This window comes from Streptomyces sp. G45, from assembly GCF_049542095.1.
Taxonomy (GTDB): Bacteria; Actinomycetota; Actinomycetes; order Streptomycetales; family Streptomycetaceae; genus Streptomyces.
Window position 1 is genome coordinate 2,431,230 of the sequence record NZ_JBMUZU010000001.1, and the last position, 18,217, is coordinate 2,449,446.

At 68.3% G+C, this 18,217-nt stretch carries 4 protein-coding genes and 1 pseudogene; 1 reads left to right on the forward strand and 4 read right to left on the reverse strand.

The window, feature by feature from the left end:
- The first annotated feature begins 2 nt into the window (after positions 1 to 2).
- Positions 3 to 263, forward strand: a complete 261-nt coding sequence (locus ACOBQU_RS09630) for a DUF397 domain-containing protein (protein ID WP_423625798.1) — start codon at positions 3 to 5, stop codon at positions 261 to 263.
- Here ACOBQU_RS09630 and ACOBQU_RS09635 read toward each other — a convergent pair.
- From ACOBQU_RS09635 to ACOBQU_RS09650, 4 genes and pseudogenes are all read right to left on the reverse strand, one after another.
- Positions 223 to 2,560, reverse strand: a pseudogene (locus ACOBQU_RS09635) (UvrD-helicase domain-containing protein). The gene ACOBQU_RS09630 and the pseudogene ACOBQU_RS09635 sit on opposite strands and share 41 nt — an antisense overlap.
- A complete protein-coding gene (locus tag ACOBQU_RS09640) occupies positions 2,557 to 9,375 on the reverse strand; it encodes a DEAD/DEAH box helicase (RefSeq protein ID WP_423625800.1) in 6,819 nt (2,272 codons plus the stop codon). Before ACOBQU_RS09640 ends, ACOBQU_RS09635 begins: the two are co-directional and overlap by 4 nt.
- Positions 9,372 to 15,005 carry a hypothetical protein gene (locus tag ACOBQU_RS09645; RefSeq protein WP_423625802.1) on the reverse strand — a complete coding sequence of 1,878 codons (5,634 nt, stop codon included), beginning with the start codon at positions 15,003 to 15,005 and terminating at the stop codon, positions 9,372 to 9,374. The genes ACOBQU_RS09640 and ACOBQU_RS09645 overlap by 4 nt, the downstream gene beginning before the upstream one ends.
- Complete coding sequence (locus tag ACOBQU_RS09650) at positions 15,005 to 18,217, reverse strand: SNF2-related protein (protein ID WP_423625803.1); 3,213 nt, start codon at positions 18,215 to 18,217, stop codon at positions 15,005 to 15,007. The genes ACOBQU_RS09645 and ACOBQU_RS09650 overlap by 1 nt, the downstream gene beginning before the upstream one ends.

The following is an 18,217-nucleotide window of genomic DNA, read 5'->3' on the forward strand; positions in this document are numbered from 1 at the left end:
GCTTGGTTCAAGAGCAGCCACAGCAGAGTCGAGGGTGGGCCAGTGCGTCGAGGGTCGCGGCCGACACGGGAGTCGTACACATCCGGGACTCCAAGACCGTAACCGGACCCATCACCCGTGTGTCACGTGAGGCGTGGGCGGAGTTCGTCGAGGAGGCCCGACCGTCGTACGTCAAGCGTGAGCCCGGCCGCCCGATCAAGGACGGCAGGGCTCACGCACCCGCTACCTGGGCAGGTAAGGGCTTGGCTTGCCGTACCAGCTGATCCGCAGGGTGTCGCGGGCGCGGGTGGCCGCGACGAACAGCAGTGACCGGGCCTTCAGTTCCTCACGGGCGAGACGCCGGGGGTCCGTGTCGCGGTAGCGCTGGACGACGGACGCCCGGGGGATGACGCCGTCGCGGGCACCGACGATGGCGAGCTTCTGGTATTCGAGGCCCTTGAAGCGGTGCATGGTGCCGACGTGGATGTCGCCGTCTCCCTTGACGCCCTCCTTGGTGAGTTCGGCTACGGTCAGCTCGGCCTCGGTCGCCAGGTAGTACATGACCTGGTTGACGGCCTCGCGGTCGGCGACGCACACCGCGATGTTGCCGCGAGGATCGCGGACCTTGCCGTCGGCTCCGCCGGTGGCGAGTTCCTGGCGCCAGGCCCGCAGGGTGGTGGCGAGCTGGGCGAGTTCGTCGTCCCAGCTCTCGCAGCGGACGAACTCAGGAGCAGGGCCACGCAGAACCGAACGGTAGCCGTCGAGGGTGTCGGTGCCGTCATCGAGATCGTCGAAGGAAATCTGATCGCTCTTGGGGTTCACCACTTCCATGGCCCGGTTCAGGATCTCGCGGGTGGTGCGGTAGCTGAGGGTGAGGCGCGCCGCGCGACCGCGGATATGGACGCCGACGGTCCCCAGGGTGACCTGCTGGTCGTAGATGCGCTGATGGGTGTCGCCGGCGATGAACATGTCGTCCTCGCCCGACGCGACCATGGCCCGGAGCATCTTCCAGTGGGCGGGCCTGAGATCCTGCGCCTCGTCGACGACGACGTGCTTGTACCGGTGGCCCAGGTAGTACATGCCGGAACTGTCGTCGCGGTGGATGAGGTCCCTGCCACCGATCTCGTCCTTGTACTGCTGCCGTTGCTCGATCTTGGCGGCGCGCTGCATCTCAAAGCGGGCAGCGCGCTCGGCGGCCTGGCCCCAGGTCTCGCGGCCCTCCTTGTCGAGGCGGGTGGTGAACTGCTCCAGGATCTTCCAGATCTGTGCCCGGTCGGGTCGGCTGACGGAACGCCCGCGTCCGGCTCGCCGCGCTTCGAAGTACGCCTTGCGGGTGCCGAGGGACTGACCGAGGATCACCTGCTCCCATTCCTCGTAGAGGAATTCGGCGTCCCAGCGTTTCTCGTCGAGTTCGAGGAGGACCTGGCGGAGGGTGTTCAGGGCGACGTTGTCGTAGATGCGCTGCTTCCCGGCGCCGGCGACAGTGTTCTCGTTGAGGACGCGGGCGGCGAGCTGGTCGATGTGCGTGATGTCGACGCGGGCCAGCAGTTCGGGTTCGAGCAGGGACGCCAGGCGGGCGCGCAGGTCAGTGGTGAGGTTCTTGGTGAAGGTGGTGAGCAGGATCGGCTTGTTGTGACCAGGGGCAGCTGTTCGGCGAGGTGCTTGACGCGGTGGAGGGCGACGATGGTCTTGCCTGTGCCGGGTCCGCCGGACACCCTGAACGAGCCGCTGTAGCGGCGGTCGACGAGCTTGGCCTGGGCGGGGTGGAGGAAGACCTTCCAGGCGCGGAAGTCGCCCTCTTCGATGATGTCCTTGAGAGCGTCGTCGATGGTGGTGACCGTGGTGCGGGCGAGCGCCGCGTCCAGGTCGTGCCGGTCGGATTCGTCGAGTTTCACTTCGACGGGAGCGGTGATCTCCTTGCGTACCTCCTCGATGGACAGACCGGCGGCGAGGCCGTACAGGATGTCCTTGGTGAGGAGGGGGCGCCGGAGACGAGGGCGTCGAGTTCGGTGCTCTCGGTGACCGCGAGCGCGAGGTCGATGAGCTGATCGGCGACGCCGAGGTCACGGAGGTCTTCGGCGGTGACGCCGGTGAGGAGCGGCTCGGCCTGGGAAATGGCGGTCGTGTCGTCCGCGGTTTCGGTGGTGGCCGGCGCGGGGGCGGTCGGCTCCCGCTCGTCCGTGGCTTCGGGCTGCTCGGCCGGCGTGAGCGTCATCCCTGCCCGCTGGAGGACGCTTTGGCCCACCACCGAGAGGTCGACGAACTCGATCTCGCCGGTGATGCGGTTGATCGCGACGGAGAGTTCTTCGTAGACGTGCTTACGGTGCCGGACGGCTACGACCAGCCACTTCTCGCGGCCGGCACCGTCGATGCCGATCTTGGCGAGGAGCGCGCGGTAGGACTGATCGACCTTCGCGCGGTAGACGCGGCCGTCGCCCTTGAGTGGCTTGAGGTCGAGACCAGGGTGGTTCGGGTTCTGCCGGAAGCGGTGACAGAAGTCGTAGAACTTGCCCTTGACCGAGCGGTCGAGCTTGTAGAGCTCCTGTTCGGCCTTCTCGTACAGGCTGAGCCGTGCGGTCATCGGTGGGTGGTGCCTTCCGTGTCCGGGAGCAGGGTGAGCAGGGTGTCGAGGTGGTGCAGCCAGTCGGCTGCCGTACGCACGGTCCAGCCGTCGCCGGTGTAGGCGTCGTCCCGCTTCTTGCGTTCCTCGCTGTCGTGGGCGTCGGGGTCGACGAACACCGCCACCTTGGTGGCACCGGGCCAGGCGAAGTCGGCCTGCCAACCACGGTCGCCCAGCTCGTAGCCAAAGACCGGGGCCTTCTTGCCGCGTGCGGCGAGTGCCTTGGCCAGCCGGGTGAGGTCGGAGTCGGGCTCGTCCTCTTCGAGGAGTTCGAGGATGTCCTCGTCCCAGGCCGCGTCCCGGAGCAGTCCTTCGACCGCCTGCTCCAGAGAGGAGGAGGCGGTGGACCGGACCACCGGTGTCGGCTCTGTGACGTCCGCAGGAGCCGTGGCGCCGGTGGCTGCCGTCTCGGGGCGCAGCCGCGCGACGAGTGTCTCCAGCTCCCCGGGGCCGCCCGAGACCCGCAGTGCCTCCACGGCGAAGTCGGCGGCCAGGCTGCCGGCGAGCTGCACGCCGTCGCCGCCGGTGAAGGCGAGGAACTGGAGGAGGTTGGACCAATAGAGCCAGGAGCGCCAACGGAGCTTGTGTGCGGGGGTCCCGAGCTGGTCCTGGTCCTGGTCGTCGAGTACGGCGAGGGCGCCCCAGCCGACCCCGGCGGTGCCGTCCGGTCCGCCGGACGGGTCGACGGTGTAGAGCAGCGGCAGACCGTGTTCGTCGGTGGCGGACAGGACGAGGATTTCGCCGTTCCCGGTGACGGGTTCGAGGTCGGCCGCCGGGTTCCCGCCCTTCGCGAGGGAGCCCAGGGCGCTGCGCACGGTTGCGCGGGCCTGCGCGGGGTTGACGTTCTGGGCCAGCGGTTCGGGCGCGCTGAGGAGCCCGCCGACCAGCGCCTGGGCTCGTCGCCCCCAGCGGGTGCGGGAGGGGTCGCGGAGGTAGCCGAGGAGCGTGTCGATGGGGTTGGCGAAGACGGCGTCGGCGAGGTCGACGCGGTCGCCGCCGAGTTCCTCGTACCAGTCCTTGGCGGTGTCCTGGCCGGTGCGCCGGTAGGGCGGCCACACCGGGCGGGCCTTGGCACGTTCGCCCTTCTCGAAGAGTTCGAGGTCGTCCCAGGTGACCTGGAAGACGAGTGCTCCGCCAGCGCGCAGCTCGTCCCGCTTCTTGCAGTCCGAAGCGATCCGGTTGTGCGTGCGGGTCGCGTGGAAGCGGTGGCCGTCGAGGAAGACGTGCACGTTCTGGGGTGTGCCGTCGGTCCTCTCGAAGGTGAAGTCGGTCCTGGTGAACTCCTCGTCGCGCTGGGCGGTCATACGCCATGCCGTGGCCCCCGCGAACCGCAGGAGGCCGCTGTGCGCACCGCTCTCCTCCAGAGCGGCGTCGTCCTGGCCGGTGCTCCAAGTACGCAGGGCGGCGAGGAAGCGGGCCTCCAGGTCGGACTCGACCTGCCGGTCCAGGCCGATCGCCTCGGTCGTCGGAATCTCCTTGGTGGCCCAGTGGCTGACCGGGTTTCCCTCGTCGTCGGTGAGCGGATGGCCGTCCTCGTCAACGGGACCGAGCAGACTGTTGATGATCTCCAGCGCGTCTTTGCGCGAGACCACTTCCTGGTGGCGCTCCTCCGCGTGGCGGTGCAGGCAGCGGTGACAGGCGCGCCGCCCCTCTTCCTTGCAGGGGCATGCGATCAGCATCTGCCGTGCTTCGGCGAGGGTGTCGCGGAAGGCTTCGGGCTTCTTGAGCCGGTCCAGGTAGCCGGTGCCTCCCGGCAGCCGGTCGTACAGGACGAGGAAGTGCCGCCTCTCGCCGGTGGCCGCGTCGGGCATCGTGGCGAGGGTGGTGTCCAGGTGGACAGGGTCGCCGCCGAAGTGCCGGTCGACGCCCAGTCTCAGGGCGGCCCGGAAGGAGTGGACCTTCTCGTCGACGAGGACGGTCGCGGCCGGCAGCAGGATGCGCAGAGCCTCGGTGGTGAGCTGGTGGGCGAGGAGCACCGGTTCCTGCTTCGGCGCGTCTGGCCCTCTCTTGCCCCGGCGCAGCGGGCACCAGGGCTGGTGGTGCTTGACGGCGGGGTTGCGTACGGCGGAGGTGTCGAGGGCATCGGTGTCGTGGTCGAAGACCGGCTTGCCGTCGGCGCTCGCCGCCCCACAGGCGGTGCAGACGTAGAAAGGCGCCAGCCGTACGTCGTGTCCGGACAGTTGCTCCTCGGCGCGGGCGTCGAATCGGAGCGGACCGACGTTGATCCTCCGGATGACCGCCTTGCGAGAGTAGTCGACACCGAAAGTCTCGCGGGTGTGGCGCCAGGACGCCTTGGCCTGGATGTGCTTAGCCGGGAAGTCGACCGCGTCGATGACCGTGTAAAAGCGCTGCTCGCGGTCGTCCTTGTCGTCGCTGATCCGGGCGTCGTCGCGCTTGTCGCGGGAGGTGACGACGGTCGGTTCGATCACGTGGTGAAGGCAGGAGCCGTCGTCGGCGATGCCGGTGCTGTGACAGCGCGGGCACGGGCTGCGGTCCTCGGCGGCGTTCTCGGTGCGGACGTAGCCGCACTCAGGGCAGAAGCGCCAGGGCGTCCAGTCGGGCCGGGTGGAGCTGCCGATCTCGATGCCGGTGATCTGGTGCTTATAGCCGTTGACATAGAACGTGTTGCCGGGCGCAAGTTCGGACAGCGCGTAACGCTGAGGCCGCTCATACGGGCGCATCTTGGAGTCGAAGCGTTCCCGCCCGGTCTTAGGGTCGGTGCCGTCGAACCAGTACAGCGTGGCATTGAGCGTGGTGACAGCGTCGAGCAGGGCGTAGTTCGGCAGCAGGCCGAGGTCGCAGAGGGCCTGCTGGGCGGTCACGTTTCCGCGTTTCATCAGGCTCCGGCCGACGGCCCGGTGCTCCGCTTCGAGTTCGGCCTTGCGGACGCGCTGCTCGTCGTCGTCCTCGTGCAGTTCACGGACGGCCTCGTCGATGAAGGTGAGCCTGCGCCGCAGTTCCTCCTCCCCGCGCTTCCACTGCCGTGCGGCCTCCTCGACGGTGCCGCGCAGCTCGCGCTTGGCGTAATCACGCAGTTCGTCGGCGGCCTGAGGGCTGACACCGGTGGGGAAGAGGCCGAGAAAGGCCTCCACGTGCTCGGTGGCGCCGACGAGCGCGGCCTCCACGAGGTCTTCGAGGTATCCGGTAGGGCCGAAGAGGGCGGGCGCTTCACGCGGGATCGCGGCGAGCGTCCGCCCGTCGGCGCGCTTCAGCCGACCCTGCGCGGCGAGGTCAAGGAGGTGGGCGAGGTACTGCCGACGCAGGATCTCGATGGCCGACAGATGGCTGCCTGGCGGCACGATCTGCCCGGCGATCATCTCGCGGGGCTGGTCGAGGTAGTACAGGTCCCGGCGACTGCGGTCGGGAATGGTGAGAAGGAAGGCGTTGCCGGTACGCCGTCCCGCGCGGCCCACCTGTTGGACGTAGTTGGCGGCGCGGCGGGGCAGGGCGGCGAGCACGACAGCCGACAGGTCGCCGATGTCGATGCCCATCTCCAGGGTGGGCGTGCAGGACAGCACGTTGGGGTCCTTGAACCCGCTGCCGTCCCGGAACGCCGCCTCGACCCGCTCGCGTTCCGGGCGGGTGAGCATGCCGGTGTGCTCGGCGGTGATCACCTGGTAGGTGCCGGCCTTGCGGTACAGCCGACGGTAGTAGTCCTCGCGGTAGTCGCGGTCCCGCTGGTGCCGGCCGAGCCCTTCCGGCCGGGTTCCGGCGACGAGACGGCCGGTGCGGCAGCGGTAGGCGGGGCACTTCTGACCGTCCCACTGGCCGAGCAGGGACGGGTGGACGGTCTGTTCCCAGAAGCAGTTCGGGCAGCGGACGAACGCCTCGTTGACCTCACTGTCCTTCAGGAGCTGGACGTCGACGGCGCCCGGCTTGAGCCCGTAGACCCTGAGGCTGCTGTCCTCGGGCGTGCGCGCGGCGAGCAGCCCGGCGGCGACGAGTTCGGGCAACAGCCGCGACCAGAACTCTGCGGCCTGCTCGCGGGGCAGGCCGAGGCTGCGCTGGGCCCACCGCTCGTACCAGGAAAGGCGTCCGGTGGCGAAGTCGAACTCGCTTCTCGCCTTCGGCGCGCTCAGCAGGAAGACGGGCGCGGCGATGCCCTTGGGGAAGGCCCGCATACCCACGGGCCGCTTGCCCCAGATGAAGTAGCGGCTGGTTCCGGCTTCTTTCAGGTAGCCGTCCAGCCAGCGATGGCCGATGGCGCCGCGGGTCCGCAGCCGCTCCAGGAAAATCCGGAGGAACCCAAGATACCGGTCGTCGTTCAGTGCGTCGGGGACGGGGAGCTGGCCGCCCTTGCCGTACGGGGCGGCGTGCGCGGTGCGGACGATCTCGACGGCGGCGGTCGGGTCCGCTATGCGCACCTGCGCGGCGGCGGTACGGGTGAGTTCGAGGGTGCGGCCGTTGCGGGACCGGAACCCGAACTCCATCAACGCCTCAAAGGCGAAGCGCTCCCCGATCAGCTGCCAGGTCTTGTAGTCCCCTCCCCGGCCCTGGCCGGAGAGGAGCTTCTTGACGCCCTTGATGTCGTGGAGGTCGGTGGGCACGACGGCAGCGAGCGTCGTTCGGTCGGTGGTCGCGGAGACCACGTCGGCGATCAGGTCGTTGAGCGCGGTCGGGGTGTCCTCGGAGAGGTGGCTCTTGAACAGGGCGCGCAGCGAGAACGTGTACGAGCGGCTGGCGACGAACCCGGCGCGGTGCGCGGCGTCCTGCACCGAGTCGTTGAACATCAGGGTCTTCGTCTCGCCCTGCTTCTCGTCCAGTTCCCCGCCGGTGAACAGCTGGGTGATGGAGGCGGCGGTGAGCGCGGCGGCGCCGGTACCGAGGAAGCGGATCGTGTTGCGCGAGCCGCAGGCCGGGCACCAGTCTTCCTCGGCGGCGGTGGTCGCGGTCTCCCCCAGGTAGACGAGGACGAATGCCGAGTCGGCACCGGCCAGCCGGGGGCTCCCGGTCTCCAGGTCGTAGTCGGCCACCGGGTCGGGCAGCCGCAGCCTGCGCTTCGGGCCGTCCAGGACGCGGAGCTGTCCCGCCCCCGCCACGCTGAGCGCGTTGGCGTCGGCGCGTTGGGCAGCGCGGCCTGCCCCTTCCATGGGCGCGGCTCCGGAGCCCTCCCGCGCCTCACCGTCGGTGGCGGCGATGAGATTACGCACCCGCATCTTGTCCTGGCTGACCGAGGCCCGCCGGATCTTGTGCGAGTCGACCTCGACGGCCAGGTCGTCGGACTCCGGGGTGAAGACCGCCCACCCGGAACGCCCGCAGTCACGGCAGTACACAGCGGGCAGGAACAGGTTCGCCGACTGCCCCTCGGTGGCGGTGGTGACGGGCGCGGTGCGGGCCGCGGCTTCCGCAGAGGTCTCGGGCGCGCTGGCCGCGTCCCACTGGAACTCGGCCTTGGGCCACGGCAGTACTCCCCGCACGAGACGGGACACCGACCGGGCCCACTGGTGGACCTCAACCTGCACGAAGGGACGCGGCTCCTTGGGCGTGGACGCCGGGTCACGGGCCACCGAGAGCAGCGCGACGAAGCGGGCGAGTGCCTTCGCCGCCACGTCGGGGCGCAGGGTGATGGTCCGGCCCCATGCCTGGGCGCCCCGGCGCCACATCAGGTCCAGGACCTCCGGCATGGACCGCACTTGCCCGTCGAGGGCGTGCAGCACTGCGGCAGTCAGTGGGTGCCGCTTCAGCACCCGGCCGAGCGTGAACGGAGCGGTATCTCTGCTACCAGTGACGACTTCCGCCAGAGCGGCGAACTCCTCCTCACCGAGGGTGGGGTCGGGCAGGGCGGCCAGCTCGTCGGGGGTCGGCACGGGCAGGATCGGGTCGAAGTCGTCGCTGGGCACGAACGCGTCCACAGTCAGCCGCTGTTCACCGACGATGGCATCGGCGGTGAACTCCGTTCCGAACACCTGGGTCGCCACGTCGAGCAACTGCCGCGCTCCGTCGGCGTCCGTCCCCGAAGCGAGGGTCGCGGAGGTGGCGACCGGGCAGATGTGACCGAGGGGGCGCCCCTTCTCCGATGCCCCGACGGCGGAGGCGAGCCGGCGCAGCAGCATCGCCACGTCGGTGCCCTGCGCACCGTCGTAGGTGTGGAACTCGTCGACGACGACGTACCGGATGTCGGAGCCCGTCCACATCGCGGCGTCCTCGGCACGCTGGAGGAGGAGGTCCAGCATCTTGTAGTTGGTGATGAGAATGTCGGGCGGCGTGACCTGCATGTCGTACCGGTCTGTGTACACCCGCCCGTACCGGGTGGCCGCGCGCTCACCGATGTAGAGACCGGCCCGGACCTTGCTGAGTTCCGGGTGATCGGTAAGAAGCCCGTTGATGCGCTGCGCCTGGTCGGTGGCAAGGGCGTTCATGGGGTACAGGAACACGGCCTTGACCCCGCCGCGCCCGGCGGCCCGTTCGCGGGCGCAGTGGTCGAGCACCGGGTAGAGGAAGGACTCCGTCTTACCGGATCCGGTGCCAGTGGTGACGAGGGTCGGCCGGGGTGTCCGGCCGCCTGCGGAGGACAGCCGCTCGAAGGCCACGGCCTGGTGGGCGTACGGCGTCCAGCCGTCTGTGCGTCGCCAGTCGAGATACTGCTCCCAGGACGGGTCCGCCGGGACGAATGGCGTGCGCAGGCGGAGGAACGGCCCCCGGAACATACCGGAGTTGTCGTCCCCCAGGAACCGGTGCAGCGCCTTCCGCGCACCCTCGTCGGTCAGCGCGTAGGTGGTGGAGAGGTACTGAAGCAGGCTCTCCTTCAGCCCTTCCGCTTCGAGCGTCGGCCTCACGGCTTCGGCACCTCCTGCTTGACCGGGTCCCACTTGCCTGCGGCCACGGCCTCATCCAGCCGCTTCTGGAAGTAGGCGTGCGCTTCGCGCATCTCGGTCTCGCGGTCGGCTTTGTAGAAGGGGGCGGTGTAGCCGTCGGGGACGGGGGTTTGGGGGGCGGGGTTGTTTTCCGGGTCAACCTGGTGGGCTTTGAAGGCGGGGTCGGCCTGGTACTTCTCGAACTGCTTCCAGTGGTCCTTGTCCTGGCCGTGGCCGTAGGTGTAGCGGTCACCGGCGATCTTGCGCTCGGCGGCGTCGAACCAGGTCACGCGGTCGAAGTCTTGCATGATCGGGAAGCGGGCCCGGTACATAGTGACGAGCGTGTCGGCGTCGATGCCGAGCCATACGGCTACGAGGGCGTCGATCTCGACGAGGGCTGCGCGGCGGGCGTACTCGGTGCGGAGGGGGGTGTCGCGCTGCCAGGTGGGGGTGGTCTCGTTGAGTTTCGTGGACATCAGGGGCCAGGGGCGCGCCCAGGGCTCGCGGTCGGCCCAGGTGGGGTCGTGGAGTTCCTTCCAGAGGTCGGCGTAGGCGGTGGTGAGGCAGTTCAGGCGGAGGGTGCGGAGGAGGAGGGCGGGGGCTAGGGGGTGGCCCGAGGCAGGTGCGGGCATCGACCTAGCTCCAGCGAATTGAAGCTGCGAACGGTTCGTTGTGCGAAGGAAGTAGTCGAGAGGGAGAGAAGCCCAGAAACCAGACACGAGCGCCGTCTCTTCATTCGTCGGCATGGCCAGACTGAAGAGTCCGTCAACGTGAGCAACCTTCGGCGGCAATAGGGCCGCATACAGCGCTCGTTCCGTATCAGGAGCAATCATCTTACGCCACGCAAGTCGATAGAACGCCGTAAACGGCTTCGTCGCCTGAACCACAAGCTGCTCGTACACTGACTCGTGTGAAATATCTTTGGGCCGACAAGCCAGCTTCTCCGCCAAATTCTCCTTAACTGCTCGAATAACCTCTTCGGAAACTCGCAACCGCTCCAGCTCGGCGTGATCCAACCAAAAATCTTGCTCATTCTTGTACGTGACCTCGTCTGCAGCCCGCCGGTACTCCGACTCCGGGACCGCATCCGACGGCAGCTCAAGGTGACTAAGACCGCGCACTTCGCCACCTCCCTGACTGGGCTGCTTGAAGAACGGGTTAGCGACACCGATCTGCGGACCCTTGAGGATAACTTCTCCCCAAGCAGCTACTTGGAAATCCTCTCGACTCTGAAGGTTCCTATTGTAGTCGATCAATGATTGGTTCTTGCCGGGGCCATATAGAGGCTTCTTCGATGCACCTTCGTCGAACCCAACGGTGATCTGGGGCAGGGCTCCGAGCCGCAGGGGATAGCTCGCGAGCACTTCAATAGCCGGATTCTCGGCCGTGCTCACCGGAGTAAGTAGTCGCGCTTGTTCGGCGGGGACATTCTGTTCTCCAGAAAGCTTCTGCCAATGCGACAGAGTATCCGTGACTACCTGGAAGACGCGCTGACTGTGCGGTCGCTCGTCCCAATCACCGTCAAACTTCACACCCGGCGCGTCACCCTTACCGTCGTGCGCCTCGGAAAGTCGCAGTGCCTCTACGGAGAAGAGCCAAGAAAGGTGCTTAAAGTCAATCTTCCCGTGGGTGCCATAGATGTGCACGCCGAAGTGACTGGACCTACCAACGGGCGGCGGAAAGAATCGATTACCGGCGTTGACGAAGTCACCGTGCATTCGCAACCGACTATAGGCCGCCTCACGGAGCGCTGCCTCTTTCACGCCGGTGAAATGCGTGTCAGGGTGAACCAGCCCGGTGCTGCCGAATGCCGCAGTGTGGTCCCACACCTGGCACATGAATGCGCGATAGAGATCTGGCTTCGTTCCTGAAACCAGCGGATACACCTGTGGCGCCGCCAGATAATCGGCAAGCGTCGTCGTAGCAGTCACTTCACCCAGGACGTACGCTGCCACCTCAGCCTTGGCCAGCTCAACCGTGCGCCGCCGCTGCTTCTCGGCCGCCGGAGGTTTCTCCGTCAACATGAACCACGGCTCGAACTCCGCGATAACAGAGTTCTCCTTCCACTCAGGCCGCACCCAAGGTGGATTCCCTACCTGCAGATCGAACCCGCCCCCCTGGGCAAAGGCGAGCGCAAAGTCCAACTCCCAATGCAGGAAGCCCTGCTCCTCCGCGATTTCCCTCACGACCCCCATCCAGGGGTATCGCGCCTCCGGGTCGGTGCGGTCCATCCACATCTCGTCCAGGAGCAGCTTCTCGTACTCCCCCAAGTCCTTGAGGTTGTCGAGGTCGGATCCAATACTGCCGTCGGGGACCGGACCCACCCCGAGCATGGACTCCAGGAAGTCGAGCCAGTCGTTCAGGTCCTTGAGCGGGATGACAGGGCGGCGGCGCTTCGGTGCGGGGCCGGTCGGCTTCTTGCGCTGCTTCGGGGCGCCGCCGGCCTTCTGCACCTCGTAGAAGTAGTCACCCTCAGCCTCCATGTTTGCGTCGTCGAGGGAGGGCTGATCACCGGCCATCTGGAAGAGCAGCCCCGCCTGAGCGAACCGGGGCGCGGGCTTGCTCGCGGCAGGAGCAGGCGCAGGTTCGCTGCTCGGCCGCGCCTCCTCCGCCGCTACCTGGGGCATCTGCGGCTCCCCGAACCCGCCCAGCAACTCCTCCACGTCGACGGACTCCGCCGCGTACTCCCCGTCCGTACCGTCGAGCAGACCAACCTTGTCCACCGGCCAGAACCACAGCGCGCACCAGGCGTCCATCACCTGCTTCAGCCGCCAGTACGGCGTGTCCACAGCGTTGAAGAGGTCCGCGTAGACCTTCTCCTTCGACTGCGGTGTCGCACTGACGTTCTCGGCCCGGCGCAGGAACGCGAACTCCTCGTCTTTCGGGTCGGCTTCCCAGACGTCGATGCTGCGGGCGATCTCCCGTTCAGACAGCTCCATCCGCTTGACGACGAGCTGCCACAGGAACTCCGCGCGCCGCGCCGCGTCCCGCAGCCGGGTGTACTGGGAGGCGGCCTCGTCACCGGTCTTCCGGTCGATCCGCGGCGTACCGGACTGCGTGTACTTCCGCTCCGGCTTCTGGAGGATGCCCTTCTTCCAATCCTTCAGCTGCTGCACGCCGTCCCCGGCGAGCTGCCCGAGCAGCTTCTTCGCGTCACCGCCCGCCCGTGTCACCGCCGCCCAGCCCGGCGTCGGCAGCAGGAACTGGTGCACCGCACCGTCCGGCAGCGGCAGTTCCTGCCCGCCCGCCTCGTTGTCCCGGAACGGCAGCCGCGTCGGCGCCAGGGTGTCCTTGTCCTTCAGCCAGGCGGGCCTGCCCTTCTGCGGCGATACATCCTCCGCCGCGTACACCGCCCGCCGCCCGCCGATCAGCGAGTTGCCGCGCCGCAGGTGCAGCCCGAACCAAGGCGCCCGCATCCCGGGATGCATGGTGTTGAGCCACAGCGAGACCTCGGCCAGCTCGACACCCGTCCGGTTCAGGTCCACGCCGTACGCGTTGTGCAGCGCGATGTACGCCTTGACCTTCTGCTTCTCGGTCAACGCCTGCGCGGTCGGAATCGAGCGGCCCAACTCATCCTGCCGCCGCCGCAGATACTCCTCGGCGACCTGGTTGATCGCCTCGTTGAGGAACGCCCCGGAGCCGAGCGCCGGCTCGCAGATGCGGTACTTCAGCAGCTCTGAAGCCCGCGTCTTGATGACATTCCCGGCCTCGTCCTTCTCCTGGTCGAGGCGGTGCTTCAGGGCGAGTTCGACGGTGACCTTGGTCAGGGACTCGGGGGTGTAGTACGAAGCGGAGGTCTCCCGGTCACGGCCCGCGAGGCGGTAGACGAACGTCCCCGCCGGGTACTTCTTCGGCCCGCGCAGGCCCTTCTCCTCGCGGTCCCGCTCGTCGTACTGGACCCAGGTTTTCTCGTCGTACTCCTTGAGCCGGTGCGAGGGGACGAGCCAGGAACCCTTCTCCGGGTCGCCGCCCTTCGCGACCTCCGACAGCTCCTCCTCGGCGATGATGCCGGTGTACGACATCAGCCCCTCGTAGACCGCACCGAGCTGGTTGATGCCGAGATTGCGGTACGAGATGAAGCCGCCGCGCTCACCGCGCCGCTTGGCCTTCTTCATGGTCAGCAGGCGCAGCACCTCGTGCAGGGCGCTGTTACGCAGACGCAGATCGAGCCAGGCCGGGCCCTCAGGGCTCTCCTCGTCGCGGCGCGGGTCGCGGGTGCCGCGGCCGATGAGCTTCACCGCCGCCGGTTCGAAGAGTTCGCTCCGCAGCGGTTCGAAGCGCAGCCCACGCCCCTCACTGCGCTGCTTGGCCTTCTTCTTCCGGGTCTCGGCGTCGTCGCCGTCCTGCTCATCCCACGGTTCCGTGCCGTACTCGCGGTGCCCGTAGTTGACCTTGTTGAAGAGGAGGTCGAGGGAGTCGTGCAGGTGGGTGCCGTTGCGGGCGGTCTCGTCCGTGAGCTGGGCGTCCCGCTCGACGATCTCCCGGAGGCGGGCCACCGAGTAGCCGGCCTCGTAGGTGCCGTCGTCGGCCGGGAGGATGCCCAGCTCGGGGCGGGCCTCGGCATACAGGAGGAACAGAATGCGGTAGAGGTAGCGCAGCGCCTCGCGGGTGAGCTGCCGGGCGAAGGGCTCCCCCGGCTCTTCAAGGTCGCGCGGTTCGAGGCCGGTCTCCTCCAGCCGGGCCAGGACCTCGTTCGCGATGATCTCGACGGACTTCTGGAGTCCCTGGCGCAGCTCGCCGGAGACCCCTACCGCGTTGTCCCGCGACGCCTTGACCAGGGCGTCGATGGCGGGACCCTTGCCGTCCTCGGCCGGGGCGAGCGCGTCGTGGCTGAACAGACCGGCGATGGTGGCCAGTTCGCCGGTCTGGCGGCGGTCGTAGCGTTCCAGGGCGGCGTCGAGGTTGGCGGCGAGGTAGCGGCCCTCGCCCCATGCCTGCCGGTCGGCGAGGACGATCACGCCGCCGCAGAGCAGCAGGACGAAGCGCGGGGCGCTGCCGCCCTCGCCGCCCAGTTCGCTCTGGAACAGCCAGGTAGCGAGCGCGTGCCCCGACTCGTAGGCCTCGCCGTTGCCCACCGTCCGCAGCGGGTGGAGCAGGCGACCGTAGCCGTCGGCGTCCAAGGCGGTGTCGTTGCTCGCGGACCAGCCGCAGTCGACGGCGACGATGCCGTCTCCGTGCCAGGCGACCTTCACCGTGTGATCGCGTCCGGCGCGGTGGACGGTCAGCTCGCGCGGACCCTCCTCGGCACCGGCCCCCGGGTAGCCGAGGGCGGTGAGCACCTTGCGGTGCCACTCGGCGACGCGCCCGCGCCACTCCTCGTCCTCGTAGGTGTTGAGGCGCTCTCCGAAGCCCTCCTTGTCGGGGTGCTCGTCGTCCTCCCCGTCCGCCTTGGCCTGCTCTGCGAAGAACCCGCGGTACTTCTCGTCGAGGTAGACGGGGCGCAGGCCGCGCAGGGCGACGCGCGGTGTCGGGCGCTTGTCGTTCTCGTCGGACTCGCGGTCCGACCAGGCCGCGAACACGCCCTTCTTCAGACCGTCGGCGAGCTGCTCGGCGAAGTAGTGGGCGGACAGGTACTCGCCGCGGTTGGAGAAGGAGTCGAAGTCGGTGCTCATCAGGCGGTCGTCTCTCCGGCGTCGGGCAGGTCGGTCGCGGCGGATCCGGTGGTGGGCGGTACGGGGGTGGCGTCCAGCGGTTCCAGGACGGCGAGCAGCCGCAGCAGCGGGGCACCCGAGGTCCGCAGGGAGCGGATCAGCGTCCGGCGCCGGTCGGCCGTGAGGTTCACGTCGTTCTTCTTCTTCTGGGATCGGCGGGCCTCCGCGGTGAACAGCGCGGCCTGCTTCCACTCGGTGACCCGCTTCTCGAACGGTTCGAGTACGGCTTCGATCTGCTGTGTGTACGCGGCCTCACGGCCCTCCAGGAACCGCCGCGCCTCGGCGACCGCGGTCGGCACCCAGCGCTGGAGCGCGTCCTTGTTCACCGGCGCGGCACGCCCCGGCATGCTCGGGCCGACCCGGCAGGCTGCGAGGAAGGCGTTGTCCATGCGGTAGGTGCGCGGGGCGCCGGGCAGGCCGGTGACGGCCATCCACTCGACGACGGTGGGACGTCCGGCCTTGTTCGAGTAGATGCCCTGGAGGAGGTAGACAGGGCCGTCGAGCGCGGCGGGCAGCTCAGGATCGATGTCGGCCGCCTTGTCGCGGTCCGGGTCGAAGGCGAGCACGAACGCCTCGTCGTGCCGGAGGGCGGCTAGTGCCTTGTCGGTGACCCAGTCCAGGACGGGGTGCACGTCGGAGACATAGCTGACGTTCGGCCACTGGCTGTCGGACTCCTCGCGGGCCACCTTCAGGCGCTTGGCGGCGAGGCCCTTGTCGAAGGTGAGGCGGATGCGGGCCTCCCTGTTCGCCGTGGGGAGGATCTCCTGCTCGGTGAGATACGACTTCGGCAGGGCTTTCAGACGGTGGAGGAGGTCCGGCGGCGGCTGGAAGGCGATCGTCCCGTCACCTTCGCGCCGGAGCTTGAGGGCGATGTCGGGGCTGATGGGGTGGCAGACCTGGCGGAGGGCCTCGTCGAAGTAGTCGGAGGTAGCGGTGGCGCTGCCGACCGTGCCGAACAGGCTGGGCACGGTGGCACGCGGTACGTCGTCCGTCGGCTTCTTCGCTCCGACGTTGCCCATCGCCTTGGCGAGCATGGCCTTCACTCCGCTGACTGCCGTCGACGACGACTGCTTGATCGACTCCTCGACCGTGCGGCCGGCGATGAGGTCGCGGGTGAGCCGGTCCTCTTCCTCCTTCGCCTTGTAGATCCCGGTGACCGCTTCCGCGGTGCCCTCGATGCGGTGGGCCTCCTCCTCGCGGGCAAGCAGCTTCGCGCCGACGAGACGGTCGTCGAGCGGCAGGGGCTCGCCGGTCGTGTCATCGGTACGCCACTCCACGTCGCTGGTGAGCACCAACGCCCGGAACCGGGGGCTGTTCTTCTGCCCGTAGCGGTCGATGCGGCCGTTGCGCTGCTCGATGCGGATCAGCGACCAGGGGAGGTCGTAGTGGATCAGCTCGTTGCACTGCTGGTGCAGGTTGACGCCCTCCGAGGCCACATCGCCGGTGAACAGGAGCCGGACGGGCTTCGTGGCCAGGCCGAACCCCTCGACGATGCGCTGCTGCTCCTCCTCACCGGTGGCGTCGCCGTGCATGACCTCGACGACCCCGCCGTACGCCTTCCAGGGCTTAGAGTCCTCCTCGGTCTGCTCCAGCTTCGTCGTCCGCGGGAAGCCGAGCCGTTCCGGGACGGTTTCAGCCAGCCACTTCAAGGTGGGGATGCGCTCGGAGAAGACCACGACACGGATGTCCGAACCGGGCTTGACACCGATTTCCTTGAGCACATCGACCAGGGCTTCGAGCTTGGACGAATCGTCGTCGCCCAGGTCGTTCGCGAGCCGAGTCAGGTCGACGATCGCCTTCCGCTCGATCTGCCGCGCTGCCTCCAGCTGCGCGGGGTCCTGGCCCTTGCGGCCCTTCAGGGGCTTTTCGAGGATCTTGGTCCGGGCAGCGACGGATGCTTGGAAGGCGCGGTGGGAGGAGAGGAACGCCTTCAGCAGGTTGTAGGCGACCATCGAGTCCACGCACACGGAGGAGGCGGCCGGGTCGCGCGGGATCCAGCGCGTGGCGAACTCCTCCAGGACCGCTTCCTCCTTCGCGGTCGCCTTGGCGAGGACGGGGCTGGACGGGCCGCGGTCTGCCCACTCACCCTTGAGAGAGTCGCGTACCTCGCGATCTGTTTTGGTGCGGCGGATGTAGAGGTGCCCCAGGTCCTTCACGTCGTACGACGACGAATCGGCGATCGCCGCCTCGTCCAGCATGCCGATCAGCTCGGCGAAGGACTCGGCGTCCCCGTTGTGAGGGGTGGCGGAGGCCAGCACGAAGGCGTCGCTGCGGCGGGCGAGGAGACGGGCCAGGTCGTTGTTCTTCGTGCCGCGGTTGACCAGGTTGTGCGACTCGTCGATGACGACGGCGTCCCACTCGGTGTTCTCCAGGTGGTGGGCGTAGACGTCGCTCTTGAGGGTGTCCACCGAGATGATCGCCCGCTTGAAGTAGGCGAATGGATTCCGGCCGGCCGGGATGTCCTGTTGGATGCGCTGGATGCCGGTGGAGTCCAGGCGGACGAGGGGGATGGAGAAACGAGTCCACAGCTCACGCTGGAACTGCTCCAGGACGTGCGCCGGGGTGACCACGAGGATGCGCTCGCCGCGGCCCCGGCGGATCAGCTCGGCCAGCAGGATGCCGATCTCCAGGGTCTTGCCGAGACCCACCACGTCCGCGATAAGCACGCGCGGCTGGGGGTTGTCCTTCGACAGGGCCAGCTCGGCGGGGCGGAGCTGGTGCGTCTGCTGGTCCATGAGGAAGTTGCCGACCAGTGCGAGCCCGTGCTCGGTCTGCGGCAGAGCGGTCTTGCGGATGACGGCCTCCAGGTAGAGGCGCGCCTTGCGGTGGTTCGGCGAGGAGTCGGGAACCAGACGGGTCTTGTCGGGGTCGATCGGCTCGATGTGGTCCAGCTTCCCGTAGAAGACGGCGTCCATGCCGCGTACCAGGGCGGAGACGCCAGTGACCTCGACCATCCAGCCGTCGTACTTGGTGTCGGCGACCTTCTTCACCAGCCACTGCTCGTCGCGCACCACGACCTGGGAGCCGGGTGCGAAACCGGGGCGGCGCGAGCGCGGCCCGGCACCGGACGGAGCATCCGGTGCGGTCCGCTGGTGGGCCATCGGGCCGTTCACCGAATCGAAGGTCCCCTGGTTCATCGACGTCGTGCTGTCGCCCGCGCCCGCACCGCTCAC

What these genes read in the sequence shown, in the direction of transcription:
- ACOBQU_RS09645 (WP_423625802.1), bottom strand. Translation starts at nt 15,005, where the DNA reads ATGAGCACCGACTTCGACTCCTTCTCCAACCGCGGCGAGTACCTGTCC.